12 protein-coding genes are annotated in these 16,823 nt (G+C 73.2%); 10 read left to right on the top strand and 2 right to left on the bottom strand.

Annotated elements, in window-relative coordinates:
• The first annotated feature begins 52 nt into the window (after nt 1–52).
• Nucleotides 53–1,561, top strand: a complete 1,509-nt coding sequence (gene hflX / locus ABTX81_RS28845; RefSeq protein WP_350551374.1) for a GTPase HflX — start codon at nt 53–55, stop codon at nt 1,559–1,561.
• Between the two features lie 74 nt (nt 1,562–1,635).
• Here the strand turns inward: hflX and ABTX81_RS28840 are convergent, their stop codons facing one another.
• Nucleotides 1,636–2,820, bottom strand: coding sequence for a trypsin-like serine peptidase (locus ABTX81_RS28840; RefSeq protein ID WP_350551371.1), 1,185 nt, complete (start codon nt 2,818–2,820; stop codon nt 1,636–1,638).
• Nucleotides 2,821–3,147: 327 nt separating this feature from the next.
• Between ABTX81_RS28840 and ABTX81_RS28835 the strand changes: the two genes are divergently transcribed.
• The 5 genes from ABTX81_RS28835 to ABTX81_RS28815 are packed head-to-tail and all read left to right on the top strand — an operon-like array spanning nt 3,148 to nt 10,921.
• Complete coding sequence (locus ABTX81_RS28835) at nt 3,148–4,983, top strand: IucA/IucC family protein (RefSeq protein ID WP_350551368.1); 1,836 nt, start codon at nt 3,148–3,150, stop codon at nt 4,981–4,983.
• Nucleotides 4,875–5,570, top strand: coding sequence for a GNAT family N-acetyltransferase (locus tag ABTX81_RS28830; protein WP_502892885.1), 696 nt, complete (start codon nt 4,875–4,877; stop codon nt 5,568–5,570). Before ABTX81_RS28835 ends, ABTX81_RS28830 begins: the two co-directional genes overlap by 109 nt.
• 13 nt (nt 5,571–5,583) lie before the next feature.
• Nucleotides 5,584–6,972 carry a lysine N(6)-hydroxylase/L-ornithine N(5)-oxygenase family protein gene (locus ABTX81_RS28825; RefSeq protein WP_350551363.1) on the top strand — a complete coding sequence of 463 codons (1,389 nt, stop codon included), beginning with the start codon at nt 5,584–5,586 and terminating at the stop codon, nt 6,970–6,972.
• Nucleotides 6,950–8,776, top strand: coding sequence for an IucA/IucC family protein (locus tag ABTX81_RS28820; RefSeq protein ID WP_350551360.1), 1,827 nt, complete (start codon nt 6,950–6,952; stop codon nt 8,774–8,776). Before ABTX81_RS28825 ends, ABTX81_RS28820 begins: the two co-directional genes overlap by 23 nt.
• Nucleotides 8,777–8,788: 12 nt before the next feature.
• The gene (locus tag ABTX81_RS28815) at nt 8,789–10,921 is read left to right on the top strand and encodes an ATP-dependent DNA helicase (protein ID WP_350551357.1); all 2,133 of its coding nucleotides are present in this window, start codon (nt 8,789–8,791) and stop codon (nt 10,919–10,921) included.
• Between the two features lie 77 nt (nt 10,922–10,998).
• Here ABTX81_RS28815 and lexA read toward each other — a convergent pair whose 3' ends face one another.
• Nucleotides 10,999–11,880 carry a transcriptional repressor LexA gene (gene lexA / locus ABTX81_RS28810; RefSeq protein WP_502892882.1) on the bottom strand — a complete coding sequence of 294 codons (882 nt, stop codon included), beginning with the start codon at nt 11,878–11,880 and terminating at the stop codon, nt 10,999–11,001.
• A gap of 344 nt (nt 11,881–12,224) precedes the next feature.
• Between lexA and nrdR the strand changes: the two genes are divergently transcribed.
• The 4 genes from nrdR to ABTX81_RS28790 all read left to right on the top strand — a co-directional run bounded on the left by nrdR (nt 12,225) and on the right by ABTX81_RS28790 (nt 16,758).
• Nucleotides 12,225–12,722, top strand: coding sequence for a transcriptional regulator NrdR (gene nrdR / locus ABTX81_RS28805; RefSeq protein WP_344345707.1), 498 nt, complete (start codon nt 12,225–12,227; stop codon nt 12,720–12,722).
• 217 nt (nt 12,723–12,939) lie between these two features.
• Nucleotides 12,940–15,819 (top strand): vitamin B12-dependent ribonucleotide reductase, encoded by a 2,880-nt coding sequence (locus ABTX81_RS28800; protein WP_350551354.1) that lies wholly within the window; start codon nt 12,940–12,942, stop codon nt 15,817–15,819.
• Nucleotides 15,820–15,951: 132 nt separating this feature from the next.
• Nucleotides 15,952–16,191 (top strand): RNA polymerase subunit sigma-70, encoded by a 240-nt coding sequence (locus ABTX81_RS28795; protein WP_350551351.1) that lies wholly within the window; start codon nt 15,952–15,954, stop codon nt 16,189–16,191.
• Between the two features lie 3 nt (nt 16,192–16,194).
• A complete protein-coding gene (locus tag ABTX81_RS28790; protein WP_350551349.1) occupies nt 16,195–16,758 on the top strand; it encodes a Clp protease N-terminal domain-containing protein in 564 nt (187 codons plus the stop codon).
• The last annotated feature ends 65 nt before the right edge of the window (nt 16,759–16,823 follow it).

Raw genomic sequence — 16,823 nt, 5'->3', positions numbered from 1 at the left:
ACCGTCCGTACGGTCGCGCACAGGCCACCCGTTCCAGCAGCCTAAGGACAGAATGACCTCCACGTTCGACACCCGCGACCACGCCGACGCCCCGCGCCGCCTCGACGGTCTGCGGGCGGAAGCCCTCATGGACGAGGACCTCGCGGCCATCGACGAGGACCTCGGCCACCACTTCGACGGCGACCAGTACGACCGCAGCGAGCGCGCCGCGCTCCGTCGCGTCGCCGGCCTCTCCACCGAACTCCAGGACGTCACCGAGGTCGAGTACCGCCAGCTCCGCCTGGAGCGCGTGGTGCTCGTCGGCGTCTGGACCGACGGCACGCTGGAGGAGGCGGAGAACTCGATGGCCGAGCTCGCCGCACTGGCCGAGACGGCCGGCTCCGAGGTGCTGGACGGTGTCATCCAGCGCCGCGACAAGCCCGACGCGGCCACCTACATCGGCTCCGGCAAGGCCCAGGAGCTGCGTGACATCGTCGCCTCCACCGGGGCGGACACCGTGGTCTGCGACGGTGAGCTCACCCCGGGCCAGCTGATCCACCTGGAGGACGTGGTCAAGGTCAAGGTCGTCGACCGGACGGCCCTGATCCTGGACATCTTCGCCCAGCACGCCAAGTCCCGCGAGGGCAAGGCCCAGGTCTCGCTCGCGCAGATGCAGTACATGCTGCCGCGCCTGCGCGGCTGGGGCCAGTCGCTCTCCCGGCAGATGGGTGGTGGCGGCTCCGGCTCGTCCGGCGGCGGCATGGCCACCCGCGGTCCCGGTGAGACGAAGATCGAGACCGACCGGCGCCGGATCCGCGAGAAGATGGCGAAGCTCCGCAAGGAGATCGCCGACATGAAGAAGGGGCGCGACACCAAGCGCCAGGAGCGCCGGCGCCACCAGGTGCCGTCGGTCGCCATCGCCGGCTACACCAACGCCGGCAAGTCCTCCCTGCTCAACCGGCTCACCGGCGCGGGCGTGCTGGTGGAGAACGCGCTGTTCGCCACCCTCGACCCGACCGTGCGCCGGGCGCAGACCCCGAGCGGCCGGGTCTACACCCTGGCCGACACCGTCGGCTTCGTCCGGCACCTGCCGCACCACCTGGTCGAGGCGTTCCGCTCCACCATGGAGGAGGTCGCCGACGCGGACCTGATCCTGCACGTGGTCGACGGCTCGCACCCCGAGCCGGAGACGCAGCTGGCCGCCGTCCGCGAGGTCGTGGTCTCGGTCGACGCGCAGAACGTGCCGGAGATCGTGGTGATCAACAAGGCCGACGCGGCCGACCCGCACGTGCTGCAGCGCCTGCTGCGCCGCGAGCCGCACGCCATCGTGGTGTCGGCCCGCACCGGCGAGGGCATCGACGAGCTGCTCAAGCTCATCGACGAGGAGCTGCCGCGCCCGGCCGTCGAGGTGCACGCGCTCGTGCCGTACACCCAGGGCGCGCTGGTGTCCCGGGTGCACGCCGAGGGCGAGCTGCTCGCCACCGAGCACACCGCCGACGGCACCCTGCTGCACGCCAAGGTGCCGGCCGAGCTGGCCGCCGAGCTGGAGCACTTCGCGGTGGCGCTGACGCCGCAGGGCTGAGCCGCACCGCGCGAACGGGCCCCGGCCCCTCCCGTGAGGGGGGACCGGGGCCCGTTCGCGTCGTCCGGCGGCGGCTACTTCTTCTTCGAGATCCAGTCCAGCGCCTGCTTGGCGACCGTCTCCAGGTACGGCCCGCTCAGCGAGGTGTGCTCCTGGGTGCCGATCGAGGTGTTGGAGACCAGCGCGAGCTTGCCGTCCGGCATCGGCGCGAACCAGCCGCCTCCGCTGGAGCCCTGGGTCATGTTGCAGCCGATGGTGAGCATCGAGGGGCGCTTGGGGTCGAAGGAGAGCCGGGTCGGCTTCCCGCCCTCGCACTTGTAGAGCTCCTGGCCGTCGAACGGCTTGTACAGCGGGTAGCCGACCGCCGTGACCGCGATCTTGTCGCGCGGAGCGTCGAACCAGACCGGGACGGCCCCGCCGACCGTCTCCTCCAGCGACTTGCCGCTGTCGGTCTGGTTGCTCACCCGCATGATCGCGAAGTCGTACTGGTTCGCCGCGTCACCGGTGCCGCCGCCCTCGACCAGCCACTGCGGCGAGGTCACCACGTCCTTGGCCCACCAGGTGCCGAGCGGCGCCAGCTCGGCGAGCGGGGCCTTCTTGCCGCCGCTGGAGGCGCCCGAGTTGTTGTAGGCCGGGACGAAGACCAGGTCCTTGAAGTAGCTGCCGCCCTTGCCCGGGTGGACGCAGTGGCCGGCCGTCCAGACCAGGTTGCTCTTCCCCGGGTGCGCCGGGTCCTGGATCACGGTCGCCGAGCAGTTGCCGCGGCCGCCCTCGGCCGAGAAGAAGACCTTCCCGGAGGGCTGCTTGGTGTACGGGCGCGGCACCGTCACGGCCTTGACCACCGGCGGCTCGGGATCGGTGACGCCGGCGTCGTCGGCGGGCTTGGCGGTGGGCGGCGCCGGGTCGGCCGGCTTGGAGTCGCCCATCTTGTCCGGGTTCCAGAAGTCCTTGACGATCGGGTTGTTGAAGACGTGCTTGGACGCCCAGTTGTCCCAGTCCTCGAACTTCCACTTCGTCAGGTCGTCCCAGCTCTTCGGCAGGCCGTCCAGCAGACCGGTCGGCAGGCCCGAGGGCAGGGTGATGCCGCCGATCACGCCACTGCCGCCCCCCGCGGCGGAGGCGGACGCGGTGGCGCCGCCGGAGGGCGGCGGTGCGGCGGTGCCCTCGCCCGAGGGCCCGTCCGGGCCGCAGGCGGTGACGGCGAAGAGGGTCCCCGCGGCGAGGACCGCGGCCGCGGCTGACCGGTGGATCGCTGGCATGGTGCTGTCCCCCTGGTGGTTCGGTGTGGGCGGCGGACCGCCGTCCTGGAGTCTGCCACTGGCCACCAGGACGGCCCCGGGCGGCCCCCGGGTTCCGGCCCCGGGCGAGGGTCACCGATCTGTGATGCGGGGAGGGCCGCTACACCCCTACGACGGTCCGGCGGCCCCTCCCGGGCGGACAATCACCGATCTTCACCCGGACGAGTGAGCCGTCCTTGTGATCACCCCTCAGGGATAGGTAACCCTTACCTGACGCGACGGTGCGAGCGCCCGCCGGTTCTCCCCACCCCCTGTGCGTCGGCACTCCACGCGCATCAAGGAGCAGCATTGAGCACCGCCCTGACCGGGGCCCCGCCCCGACTCCCGGCCCGCCGCCCCGCCACCACCGCGGCCCCGGCCCCGTCCGACCGGCTGCTCCACCCGGACCCGGTCGTCGCCGCCGAACAGGCCGCCCTGGAGGCCCTGCTGCGCTGCTGGGCCCGTGAGACCGGCGCCACCCCCGGCCCCGACGGGTACCTGAGGATCGCCGTCCTCGGCGGCGCCGCCCGGCTCTCCGCCCCGGTCCGGCACTGGTCGCCGGCCGGCTGGCACCGGTTCGGCCCGGCCACCCTCGCGGCCGGCGAGGCCGCCGCGGCGGGGGACTTCGCCGACGCCCCGGTGGACGCCGTCACCGCCGCCGCCCTGCTCGCCGCCGCGGCCGCCGACCGGCCCGACCCCGGCCAGGTCGCCGACCTCGCCGCCCGGGTCGCCGACTCGGTGGTGCGCACCGCCGACATCCTCGCCCACCACCGCGCCGCCACCGCCCCGGTGCCCGGCGGGCCCGAGCGCTCGGAGTTCCTCGCCGCCGAGCAGTCCCTGCTGCTCGGCCACCCGATGCACCCCACCCCGAAGAGCCGCGACGGCCTCGGCCCCGCCCAGAGCGCCGCCTACTCGCCCGAACTGCACGGCTCCTTCCAACTGCACTGGTGGGCCGTCGACCGCGACCTGCTCGCCGCCGGATCCGCCGTCGCCGACAGCGCGGAGCGGATCACCGCCCGGCTGCTCGACGACCCCGCCCTGCTGCCGCCCGGCACCGCCGCCCTGCCGCTGCACCCCTGGCAGGCCCGTGAACTCGCCCACCGCCCCGCCGTCGCCGACCTGTTCGCCGAGGGCCGGCTGCACGACCTCGGCCCGGCCGGCGACCCCTGGTACCCCACCTCCTCGGTGCGCACCGTCTACCGGCCGGGCACCCCCTGGATGCTCAAGCTCTCGCTGGGCCTGCGGATCACCAACTCCCGCCGGGAGAACCTCCGCAAGGAACTCCACCGCGGCCTGGAGATGCACCGGCTGCTGGAGAGCGGCCTCGGCGCCGAGTGGCGGGCCGCCCACCCCGGCTTCGACGTCGTCCGCGACCCCGCCTGGATCGGCGTCGACCACCCTGGCCTCGGCGACCCGGGCGGCCTGGACACCGTACTGCGCGCCCAGCCCTTCGCCCCCGGGGACCGCGCCTACTGCGTGGCCGGGCTGGTCGCCGAACGCCCGCACGGCGCCCGCGGCGGCGACACCGTCCCGTCCCGGATCGGCGACCTGCTGCGCGCGCTCGCCGCCCGCACCGGCCGTCCGCTGCCCACGGTGACCGCCGAATGGTTCCTTCGCTACCTGGACGCCGTCGTGCTGCCCGTCCTGTGGCTGGACGGCGTGGCCGGCATCGCCCTGGAGGCCCACCAGCAGAACAGCCTGGTGCTGCTGGACGCCGCGGGCTGGCCGACCGGCGGCCGCTACCGCGACAACCAGGGCTACTACTACCGGCGGAGCGCCGCCGACCGGCTCACTGCCCGGCTGCCCGGCCTCGGCGCGCACAGCGACACCTTCCTCGACGACCCGGTGATCGACCACCACTTCGCCTACTACCTGGGCATCAACCACGTGCTCGGGCTGGTCGGCGCGCTCGGCTCCCAGCAACTCGCCGACGAGGCCCTGCTGCTGGCCGCGCTCCGGCGCTTCCTGACCGGTCCCGCCGTCACCGCCACCGGCTCGGCACTGCCCGGCCTGCTGCTGGACGCGCCGACCCTGCCCTGCAAGGCCAACCTGCTCACCCGGATCCAGGGCCTGGACGAACTGGTCGGCCCGGTCGCCACCCAGTCCGTGTACGTCGACATCCCCAACCCGGTGGCCGGCGCGTGAGCGGCCCCGGCGGGACGGCCGGGCCCGGCGACGACCCGGCCGGGTGGGGCGCCATGCCCACCGCCGCCGGGGAGTTCCGGCTGCGCCCGGTCCGGCTCCCCGCCGACCTCGGACTGCTCACCGGCTGGATGAACGACCCCGAGGTCGCCGCCTTCTGGGAGCTCGCCGGCCCGTCCGCCGTCACCGAGCGGCACCTGCGCGGACAGCTCGACGGCGACGGGCGCAGCCTGCCCTGCCTGGGCCTGCTGGACGGCACCCCGATGAGCTACTGGGAGGTCTACCGGGCCGACCTCGACCCGCTCGCCGCGCACTACCCGGCCCGGCCCCACGACACCGGCCTGCACCTGCTGCTCGGCCCCGCCGGCAGCCGCGGCCGGGGCCTCGGCGCCACCCTGCTCGCCGCCCTGGCCGACCGCGTCCTGCGGGAACGGCCGCGCTGCGCACGGGTGCTCGCCGAGCCCGACGTCCGCAACCGGCGCTCCGTCGGCGCCTTCCGGCGGGCCGGCTTCCGGCTCGCCGCCGAACTCGACCTGCCCGGAAAACGGGCCGCCCTGATGGTCCGCGACCGCACCCCGCACCCCGCCTAGGACTGCACCGCTCATGGACACCCTCGCACCCCCGCCCGGGCCGTACGACCTGCTCGGCGTCGGCATCGGCCCGTTCAACCTCTCGCTCGCCGCGCTCGCCGAGCCCGTCCCCGGCCTGCGCACCCTCTTCTGCGACCGGCGCCCGGAGTTCCGCTGGCACCCCGGGATGCTCGTCGACGGCGCACGGATGCAGGTGCCGTTCCTCGCCGACCTGGTCTCCCTGGTCGACCCGACCAACCCGTGGTCCTTCCTCAACCACCTGCGCGAGCAGGACCGGCTGTTCCCGTTCTACTTCACCGAGCGCTTCCAGCTCACCCGCCGCGAGTACGACCACTACTGCCGCTGGGCCGCCGAGCGGCTCGCCAACTGCCGCTTCGGCACCGAGGTCACCGCCCTGCGCTGGACCGGCGACCGGTTCCGCGCCGAGCTGCGCGAGAGCGCCACCGGGCGGGAGCGGACCGTCGAGGCGCGCAACGTCGTGCTCGGCGTCGGCACCCTGCCCGTGCGGCCCGCCGCCTTCGCCGCCCTGGACGGCCATCCCCGGGTCTTCCACTCCGCCGACTACCTCGACCGGCGCGAGTCCCTGGCCGGCGCCCGGGACATCACCGTCGTCGGCAGCGGGCAGTCCGGCGCCGAGGTCTTCCTCGACCTGCTGCGCCGCCACGACGGCGACGGCGTGCGGCTGCGCTGGCTCACCCGCACCCGGGCACTGGCGCCGATGGAGTACTCCAAGCTCGGCCTGGAGCACTTCACCCCCGACTACACCCGGTACTTCCACGGCCTGCCCGGGGCCGTGCGCGACACCCTGGTCGAGGCCCAGTGGCAGCTGCACAAGGCCGCCTCCGCCGAGACCCTCGCCGAGATCCACGACCACCTCTACGCCCGCACCGTCGGCCGGCCGGTCGGTGACGCGCCGGTCGAGATCACCCCCGGCACCGCCGTCACCGACACCCGCCCCGGCCCCTGCGGCGGGCTCGAACTCGACTGCCGGCACACCGACTCCGGCACCGGACACCTGCTGCGCACCGACGCCGTGGTGCTCGCCACCGGCTACCGGGCCGCCCGCCCGGCCGCCCTGGAGCCGCTCGCCCACCTCGTCGACTGGGACGCCGCCGGCCGCTACCGGGTCGACCTCGACCACCGGGTGGCCACCCGGCCGGAGGTCACCGGCGGGCTGTACGTGCAGAACGGCGAGCTGCACACCCACGGGGTGGGCGCTCCCGACCTCGGCCTCGGCGCCCACCGCGCCGCGGTGATCCTCAACGCCGTCACCGGGCGGACCGTCCACCGGCTGCCGCAGCGCACCGCCTGGACCGGCTTCGCGCCGCCGGCCGCACCCGTTCCCGTACCCGCTCGTCCCCGACCCCAGGAGCCGACCCGTGCCGCAACCGCCGGCCGCTGAACCGCCGCTGTACCTGCCGCCGCAGCTCACCGCCGGGCACTGGCAGCGGGCCGGCCGCGCGCTGCTGGCCAAGATGCTCGGCGAGTTCGCCTACGAGGAGCTCGTCACCCCCGTCGAGACCGGCGCCCCCGGCGGCCACACCCTCAAGCTGCCCGGGGCCGAGTACCGCTTCACCGCCCGGCGCGGTGCCTACGACGGCTGGCTCGTCGACCCCGGCTCGGTGACCTGCGACGCGCCCGGGGGCCCCGACCCGCTGCGCTTCCTCGTCCACGCCCGGCGCGCCCTCGGCCTGCGCGGCGAGACCACCGGCCACCTGCTGCGCGAGCTCACCGCCACGCTGACCGCCGACGCCCACCTGCTCGCCACCGCGCTGACCGCCGCCGAGCTCGCCGACCTCGGCCACACCGAGCTGGAGGGCCGGCAGGGCGGCCACCCGTGGATCGTCCCCAACAAGGGCCGGATCGGCTTCTCCGCCGCCGACGCCGCCCGCTGGGCCCCGGAGGCCCGCACCCCGCGCCGGCTGCCCTGGATCGCCGTCCACCGCCGGCTCGCCGAGTACCGGGGCGTGGCCGGCCTCGCCGACCCCGCGTCGCTCTACCGCCGGGAGCTGGACGACCCCGACGCGCTGCGCGCCCCGCTCGGCGCCGCCGCCGACGACTACCTGCTGCTGCCGGTGCACCCCTGGCAGTGGGACGAGACGGTGCTGCCGCTGTTCGCCCCGTGGATCGCCTCCGGCGAGATCGTCCCGCTCGGCACCGACGGCGACCTGCGGCTGCCCCAGCAGTCGATCCGCTCGTTCTTCAACGAGAGCCGCCCGGAGCGCTGCACCGTCAAGCTGCCGCTGGCCGTCCTCAACACCCTGGTCTGGCGCGGCCTGCCCACCGAGCGCACGCTGGCCGCGCCCGCCGTCACCGCCTGGATCCACGGGCTGCGCGACGCCGACCCGTTCCTGCGCGACGAGTGCCGGGTGGTGCTGCTCGGCGAGATCGCCTCGGTCACCGTCGACCACCCGCTCTACCGGGAGCTGCCCGAGGCCCCGTACCAGTACAAGGAGCTGCTGGGCGCGATCTGGCGCGAGCCGCTCGGCCCGGCGCTGGCGCCCGGCGAGCGCGCCCGCACCCTGGCCGCGCTGCTGCAGACCGGCGGCGACGGGCGGCCGCTCGCCGCCGAGCTGATCGCCCGCTCCGGGCTCGCCCCCGCCGAGTGGACCGCCCGGCTGTTCGGCGCGATGCTGCCGCCGCTGCTGCACTTCCTCTACCGGTACGGGCTGGTCTTCTCCCCGCACGGCGAGAACGCCATCGTGGTCTTCGACGAGCGGGACGTGCCGGTCCGGCTGGCGGTCAAGGACTTCGTCGACGACGTCAACCTCAGCGACCAGGACCTGCCCGAGCTGCGCGGACTGCCCGCCGAGGTGGACGCGGTGCTGCTGCGCGAGGACCCGCAGGGCCTGTGCCAGTTCCTGCACTCCGGGCTCTTCATCGGCGTGTACCGCTTCCTGGCGCCGCTGCTGGAGGCCCGGACCGGCCTGGCCGAGGCGCGGTTCTGGGCGCTGCTGCGCGCCGAGGTGCTGCGCCACCAGGCACGTTTCCCGGAACTCGCGGAGCGGTTCGCGCTGTTCGACCTGTTCCGGCCGCGGATCGACCGGCTCTGCCTGAACCGCAACCGGCTGCTGCTGGACGGCTACGCGGACCGCCCGCACCGCCCGCACGCCGCCCGGTACGGCACCGTGCCCAACCCGCTCGCCGTCGACGGGACGGCGCCGCTGCCGGGACAACGGGACCGGATTGTCGCCCCCGCGCCGTAGGGTGGGAGGGTCATGACGAACGACTCCGAATCCCAGCTCCCCGCCGAGGACGCCGACCCGGCCGGGAGCGCGGCGGACGCCCCGGTCGAGGCCGTCCCCCGCGCCCGCGTCCCCGAGCTGCTGCACGCCGCGGTCGCGGCCGTCGGCGGCGTCGAGCGCCCCGGCCAGCTCCGGATGGCCGAGGCCGTCGCCGACGCCGTCGACCACGACGAGCACCTGCTGGTGCAGGCCGGCACGGGTACCGGCAAGTCCCTCGCCTACCTGGTGCCGGCGCTCGCCCACGGGGACCGCGTGGTGGTGGCCACCGCCACCCTCGCGCTCCAACGCCAGCTCGTCGAGCGCGACTTGCCGCGCACCGTGGAGGCGCTCCATCCGGTGCTGCGGCGCCGCCCGCTGTTCGCGATGCTCAAGGGCCGCTCCAACTACCTCTGCCTGCACCGGGCCAACGAGGGCACCCCGAGCGACGAGGGCGAGGGTCTGTTCGACCCGGTCGAGGCGATGGGCGGGCCGGCCGGCAAGCTCGGCCAGGAGGTGCTCCGGCTGCGCGACTGGGCGGACGAGACCGAGACCGGCGACCGGGACGACATGACCCCCGGCGTCTCCGACCGGGCCTGGGCCCAGCTCTCGGTCACCTCCAAGGAGTGCCTGGGCGCCAGCCGCTGCGCGTACGGGCAGGAGTGCTTCGCCGAGAAGGCGCGCGAGCGGGCCAAGCTCGCCGACGTGGTGGTCACCAACCACGCGATGCTCGCGATCGACGCGATCGAGGGCGCGCCGGTGCTGCCCGAGCACGGGCTGCTGATCATCGACGAGGCCCATGAGCTGGTCAACCGGGTCACCGGCGCGGCCACCGCGGAGCTGACCGTCGGCGCCGTGAACCGGGCGGTCAAGCGGGCCGCCCGGCTCGCCAACGAGAAGGCCGTGGACGCGCTGCAGGCCGCCGCCGAGAACTACCACGGCCTGATGGAGACCGCCCAGCCCGGCCGGGTCGAGGAGCTGCCCGAGTACCTCGGGTACGCCGTCACCGCGATCCGGGACGCCGCCCGGCAGGTGATCACCTCGCTCGGCGAGACCAGGGACAAGGGGCTCAGCGACGAGGACGCCGTCCGCAAGCAGGCGATGGCCTCCGCCGAGTCGCTGCACGAGACCGCCGACCGGCTGCTCCAGGACTCCGAGTACGACGTGGTCTGGATCGAGCGCAGCGACCGCTACGGGCTGGGCACCGCCTCGCTGCGGGTCGCCCCGCTGAGCGTCTCCGGGCTGCTGCGCGAGGGCCTGTACAAGGAGCGCTCGGTGGTGCTCACCTCGGCCACCCTCAAGCTCGGCGGGGACTTCAACGGCGTGGCCGCGTCGGTCGGCCTGCCCTCCGAGGCCCGGCTGCCGGACGTCCGCACCGCGGGCGACCATCCGGAGGCGGCGGGCGCGGGCTTCGGCGACGAGCCGGTGCCGCACTGGCGGGGGATCGACGTCGGTTCGCCGTTCAAGTACCCCAAGCAGGGCATCCTGTACGTCGCCCGGCATCTGGCCGATCCCGGGCGGGATCCGGAACGGCCGGACATGCTGGACGAGTTGGCCGAGCTGATCGGCGCGGCCGGCGGGCGGACGCTCGGCCTGTTCTCCTCGATGCGCGGCGCCCAGGCGGCCGCCGAGGCGATGCGGGAGCGGCTGGACCACCGGATCCTGCTCCAGGGGGAGGACACCCTGGGCGAATTGATCCGCGAGTTCGCCTCGGACGCGACCACCTGCCTGTTCGGCACGCTGTCGCTCTGGCAGGGCGTGGACGTGCCCGGGTCGGCCTGCCAGCTGGTGGTGATGGACCGGATCCCGTTCCCGCGGCCGGACGACCCGCTGATGAGCGCCCGGCAGAAGGACGTCGAACAGCGCGGCGGGAACGGCTTCATGGCCGTCGCGGCCACCCACGCGGCGCTGCTGATGGCGCAGGGCGCGGGCCGGCTGGTGCGTGCGGCGGACGACCGGGGCGTGGTGGCGGTGCTCGACCCCCGGGTGGAGACCAAGCGGTACGGCGGCTTCTTCCGCTCCTCGATGCCCGAGTTCTGGTACACCACGGACCGCAACCAGGTGCGCCGCTCGCTGGCGGCGATCGACGCCTCGGCGGCGCCGGTGCGCCCGGTGGTGAAGCGGGGCTGAGACGGACCGGAGGGGCTCCGCGCGGTGTGCGGGGAGCCCCTTTCCGGGTGTCGCCGTGTGGGGGCCGGGGGCGGACGTCAGAGCCGGCGGAGGACCGCCACGACCTTGCCCAGGATGGTCGCGTTGTCGCCGTTGATCGGCTCGTAGGCCGGGTTGTGCGGCATCAGCCAGATCCGGCCGTCCTCGCGCTTGAGGCGCTTGACGGTGGCCTCGCCGTCGATCATCGCGGCCACGATGTCGCCGTTCTCGGCGACCGGCTGGCGGCGGACGGTGACCCAGTCGCCGTCGCAGATGGCCGCCTCGATCATCGAGTCGCCGCGCACGGTGAGCGCGAACAGCTCGCCCTCGCCGACCAGCTGGCGCGGCAGCGGGAAGACGTCCTCGACCGTCTGCTCGGCCAGGATCGGTCCGCCGGCGGCGATCCGGCCGACCAACGGCACGTAGGAGGTGGAGGGGCGGCCGGCGGTCTCGGCGGTGTTCGGCCGGGCCACCTCGACACCGCGGACCTCGTAGGCGCGCGGGCGGTGCGGGTCCCGGCGCAGGAAGCCCTTGCGCTCCAGCGCCATCAGCTGGTGGGCCACCGAGGAGGTGCTGGACAGGCCGACGGCCTGGCCGATCTCGCGCATGGACGGCGGGTAGCCGCGCCGCTGGACCGAGTCCCGGATGACCTCGATCACCCGGCGCTGGCGCTCGGTGAGGCCGGCCTCGTCGGTGCGGATGCCGGGCGGCCGCCCGGGCGCCGAGCGGGCCGGGGCGGGGTGGGCGTCGTCCAGCGCGGGGGAGTGCTCGATGGGCTGGTCCGGAACGCGGCCGACGCCGGAGAGTCCCGGGCCCGGGAGGCGGTGGTCTTCGCTACGGTCCATGCTGATGTCCACGCTCTGCTGATTCGTGGTGCGCTGCCCCACCTTGAGCTGGGAGTGTTCCTGCACCGGGATGGTGTTGCTTTCGACGGTGTTCACGGCGGCCCCTCTCGACGGCTGTCCTCTCCTTTTTCCAGCCCAACGCACCTCGTATCGAAAGGTTGCGCCAAACACACGTTCGAGTGAATTATTCGGGAGTTGGCTGACTCGATCAAGGCTTTGTTGTACATCGATTAAATGTTCGATCCCAAGGCTTCCCCGGAATCCTAGTCGGCGCCGACACGCCAGTGGGTCCACTTCCGCCACGGACCTAGATGTAGTGGCTACAGTCCTCTCCGTGGCCCAGTACTTGTGGTCGAGGCCTCAAGATCGGGTTGCTACCTGCGCCCCGGGATCGCATAGACTCGACCAGTCCGCACGTCCTGCCAGGGAGGGATCCTCAGGTGCACTGCCCCTTCTGCCGGCACTCCGACAGCCGCGTCGTCGACAGCCGGACCACCGAGGACGGCAGCTGCATCCGCCGTCGCCGGCAGTGCCCGGACTGCGGCCGCCGCTTCACCACGGTGGAGACGGCCGCCCTGATGGTCATCAAGCGCAGCGGCGTCACCGAGCCGTTCTCCCGGGAGAAGGTCATCTCCGGCGTCCGCAAGGCCTGCCAGGGCCGCCCGGTCACCGAGGACGCCCTCGCCCAGCTCGGGCAGCGGGTCGAGGAGTGCGTGCGGGCCACCGGCAACGCCGAGCTCACCACCCATGACGTCGGGCTGGCCATACTCGGCCCGCTGAAGGAACTCGACGTCGTCGCCTACCTGCGCTTCGCCAGCGTCTACCAGGCGTACGACGGACTGGAAGACTTCGAGGCCGCCATCGCGGAACTCCGCGCCGAGCGGCCCGCCCCCGAGGCGGACGGCACGCCCGTGCCCGTCGCCGCGGCCGCGCCCTAACCGGCCCGGCCCCTTCACCGGCCCCTTCCGGGGTCGGCAGCACCCCCCGGCCCCTCCGAGGGCCGACGTGTGCCCGAAAACGGCGCACAGACCATGACAAAACCGTGCGTGGCCGGCGAGTGACTCCCGCCTGCCCGCACACCGGAAGAGCGAACCAGCCGTGCCCGGACTTTTCGGGGCACTCCGGGCGTTTGCCCAACCAGGAGGAGGAACAGAAGTGACAGACACCACGAGCGGTTCCGCACGCGGGTCGAAGTCCGACAAGACGGCGGCCAAGGGCGGCGCAGGCAAGGCCCCCAAGGGCGGTCTGCGGATCGGGCGCATCTACACCACTCCTGGCGTGCACCCGTACGACGAGGTCAGCTGGGGGCGGCGTGACGTCGTCATGACCAACTGGCGCGACGGCTCGATCAACTTCGAGCAGCGCGGCGTCGAGTTCCCCGACTTCTGGTCGGTGAACGCCGTCAACATCGTCACGTCCAAGTACTTCCGCGGCGCCGTCGGCACCCCGCAGCGCGAGTGGAGCCTCAAGCAGATCATCGACCGCGTGGTGCTCACCTACCGCGCCGCCGGTGAGAAGAACGGTTACTTCGCCACCCCGGACGACGCCGAGGTGTTCGAGCACGAGCTGACCCACGCCCTCCTCCACCAGGTCTTCAGCTTCAACTCGCCGGTCTGGTTCAACGTCGGCACCAAGCAGCCCCAGCAGGTCTCCGCCTGCTTCATCCTGGCGGTCGACGACTCCATGGAGTCGATCCTCGACTGGTACAAGGAAGAGGGCATGATCTTCAAGGGCGGCTCGGGCGCCGGCCTGAACCTCTCCCGGATCCGCTCCAGCAAGGAGCTGCTCTCCTCCGGCGGCAACGCCTCCGGCCCGGTCTCCTTCATGCGCGGCGCCGACGCCTCCGCCGGCACCATCAAGTCCGGTGGCGCCACCCGCCGCGCGGCCAAGATGGTCGTCCTCGACGTCGACCACCCGGACGTCGAGGCCTTCATCGAGACCAAGGTGAAGGAGGAGGAGAAGATCCGCGCGCTGCGCGACGCGGGCTTCGACATGGACCTCGGCGGGGACGACATCACCTCCGTCCAGTACCAGAACGCCAACAACTCGGTCCGGGTCAGCGACGAATTCATGACCGCCGTCGAGAACGGCACCGAATTCGGCCTGCGCGCCCGGATGACCGGCGAGGTCATCGAGACCGTCGACGCGAAGAAGCTCTTCCGCAAGATGGCCGAGGCCGCCTGGGCCTGCGCCGACCCGGGCATCCAGTACGACTCGGTCATCAACCACTGGCACACCTGCCCGGAGTCCGGCCGGATCAACGCGTCCAACCCCTGCTCCGAGTACATGCACCTGGACAACTCCAGCTGCAACCTCGCCTCGCTCAACCTCATGAAGTTCCTCCGCGACGACGACTCGTTCGACGCCGGGACCTTCGCCAAGGTCGTCGAGCTGGTCATCACCGCGATGGACATCTCCATCTGCTTCGCGGACTTCCCGACCGAGAAGATCGGCGAGACCACCCGCGCCTACCGCCAGCTGGGCATCGGCTACGCCAACCTCGGCGCCCTGCTGATGGCCACCGGCCACGCCTACGACAGCGAGGGCGGCCGCGCCCTGGCCGGCGCCATCACCTCGCTGATGACCGGCACCGCCTACCGCCGCGGCGCCGAGCTCGCCGGCGTGGTCGGCCCGTACGACGGCTACGCCCGCAACGCCGCCCCGCACCAGCGGGTCATGAAGCAGCACGCGGACGCCTCCAGGGCCGCCGTCTCCTTCGACGAGCTGGACGCCCCGGTCTGGGCCGCGGCCACCGAGACCTGGAACGACGTGCTCCGGGTCGGCGCGCAGAACGGTTTCCGCAACGCCCAGGCGTCGGTGCTCGCCCCGACCGGCACCATCGGCCTGATGATGGACTGCGACACCACCGGCGTCGAGCCGGACCTCGCGCTGGTCAAGTTCAAGAAGCTGGTCGGCGGCGGCTCGATGCAGATCGTCAACGGCACCGTCCCGCGCGCCCTGAAGCGCCTCGGCTACCAGGACGAGCAGATCGAGGCGGTCGTCGCCCACATCGCCGAGCACGGCAACGTGGTCGACGCGCCGGGCCTGAGGACCGAGCACTACGAGGTCTTCGACTGCGCCATGGGCGAGCGCTCCATCTCCCCGATGGGCCACGTCCGGATGATGGCCGCGATCCAGCCGTGGATCTCCGGCGCCATCTCCAAGACGGTGAACATGCCGGCCTCCGCGACCGTCGAGGACGTCGAGGAGATCTACTTCGAGGCGTGGAAGACGGGCGTCAAGGCGCTCGCCATCTACCGCGAGAACTCGAAGGTCGGCCAGCCGCTCTCGGCCAAGAAGAAGGACGAGAAGGCCGAGGAGGCCCCGGCCGCCGCGGTCGAGAAGGTCGTCGAGTACCGCCCGGTCCGCAAGCGCCTGCCCAAGGGCCGCCCGGGCATCACCACCTCCTTCACGGTCGGTGGCGCCGAGGGCTACATGACCGCCAACTCCTACCCGGACGACGGCCTCGGCGAGGTCTTCCTGAAGATGTCCAAGCAGGGCTCGACCCTCGCGGGCATGATGGACGCCTTCTCCATCGCCGTCTCGGTCGGCCTCCAGTACGGCGTGCCGCTGGAGACCTACGTCTCGAAGTTCACCAATATGCGCTTCGAGCCGGCCGGTCTGACCGACGACCCGGACGTGCGGATGGCGCAGTCGATCGTCGACTACATCTTCCGCCGCCTGGCGCTGGACTTCCTGCCGTTCGAGACCCGCTCGGCGCTCGGCATCCACTCCGTCGAGGAGCGCCAGCGCCACCTGGAGACCGGGTCCTACGAGCCGCTGGAGGCCGAGGAGGAGCTGGACACCGAGACGCTCGCCCAGTCCGCCCCGGTGGCCCCCGCCAAGCCGGCCGCCGCCCCGGCCCCGGCCGCGAAGGCCACCCCGGCCCAGGCCCACAACTCGACCGAGCTGATCGAGATCCAGCTGGGCCTGAACGCCGACGCGCCGCTCTGCTTCTCCTGCGGCACCAAGATGCGCCGCGCCGGCAGCTGCTACCTCTGCGAGGGCTGCGGCTCCACCAGCGGCTGCAGCTGACCGAGGCCCGCACCTCCCCCTGAGGTGAGCCACCCCTGAAGGCGGGGCGAGGACATGACGTCCTCGCCCCGCCTTCAGGCTTTTCCGTCAACGCGGGTTGACGGCGGATGAGTGTCAACCTAGGTTGACATCGTGACTGAGAGCGGAGAGCTGGCCGCCGCGGCCGGCAGCCGGGATCCGGCGGTGGGGCTCCGGGCCGTCCGGGCGCTGCGGGACCTGGCGGACCGGCTGGAGGCCCTGCAGGTCGGGAACGCGCGGGGGCGCGGCTGGTCGTGGCAGGAGATCGCGACCTGTCTGGGAGTGACCAGGCAGGCGGTGCACAAGAAGTACGCGAAGCGCGGGCTCGGCGGAAGCGGGAAGGGCGGGGACTGAGCGATGTTCGAGCGATTCACCGAGGAGGCCCGGCGGGTGGTCGTCCGCGCCGGGCATGAGTCGGCGGAGCTGCGGCACGATCACGTCGGCACCGAGCACCTGCTGCTGGCGGTCCTGGCCGAGACGGAGGATCCGGCGGCGCGGGTGCTGATCGAGGCGGGGCTCGATCGGGCCACGGCCCGGCAGGCCGTCCGGAGGCTGCTGGGGGAGGGGGACGACGCGCGGGCGCTGGCCGCGATCGGGGTGGACCTGGACGCCGTGCGCGAGGCGGTGGAGTCCGTGTTCGGGGCCGGCGCGCTGAACGCGCCCTCGAAGGAGGAGCCGCGGCGGCGCGGGTGGTTCCGGTCGGAGGGACGGGCGGGGCGCAGTCCGTTCACCGCGCGGGGGAGGAAGGTGCTGGAACTGTCGCTGCGCGAGTCGCTGCGGCTGAAGTCAGGTCACATCGCGGTCGGTCATCTGGTGCTCGGCCTGCTCCGGGAGGGCGACGGGCTCGGTGCGCGGGTGGTCGCCGACCACGGGCTGGACTTCGCCGCGGTGCGGCGGGCGGTGGAGGCGGCGACGGGGTGAGGGGTGGGGGTGATGTGGTGTACGGAGCGTTGCTGGAGGAGACTGACCGTCAACTTGTCGGTTGA

The organism is Kitasatospora sp. NPDC097605, assembly GCF_040302725.1.
GTDB lineage: Bacteria > Actinomycetota > Actinomycetes > Streptomycetales > Streptomycetaceae > Kitasatospora.
The sequence above is the reverse complement of the archived record's forward strand: the minus strand, read 5'-3'. Positions and strand labels throughout refer to the sequence as shown.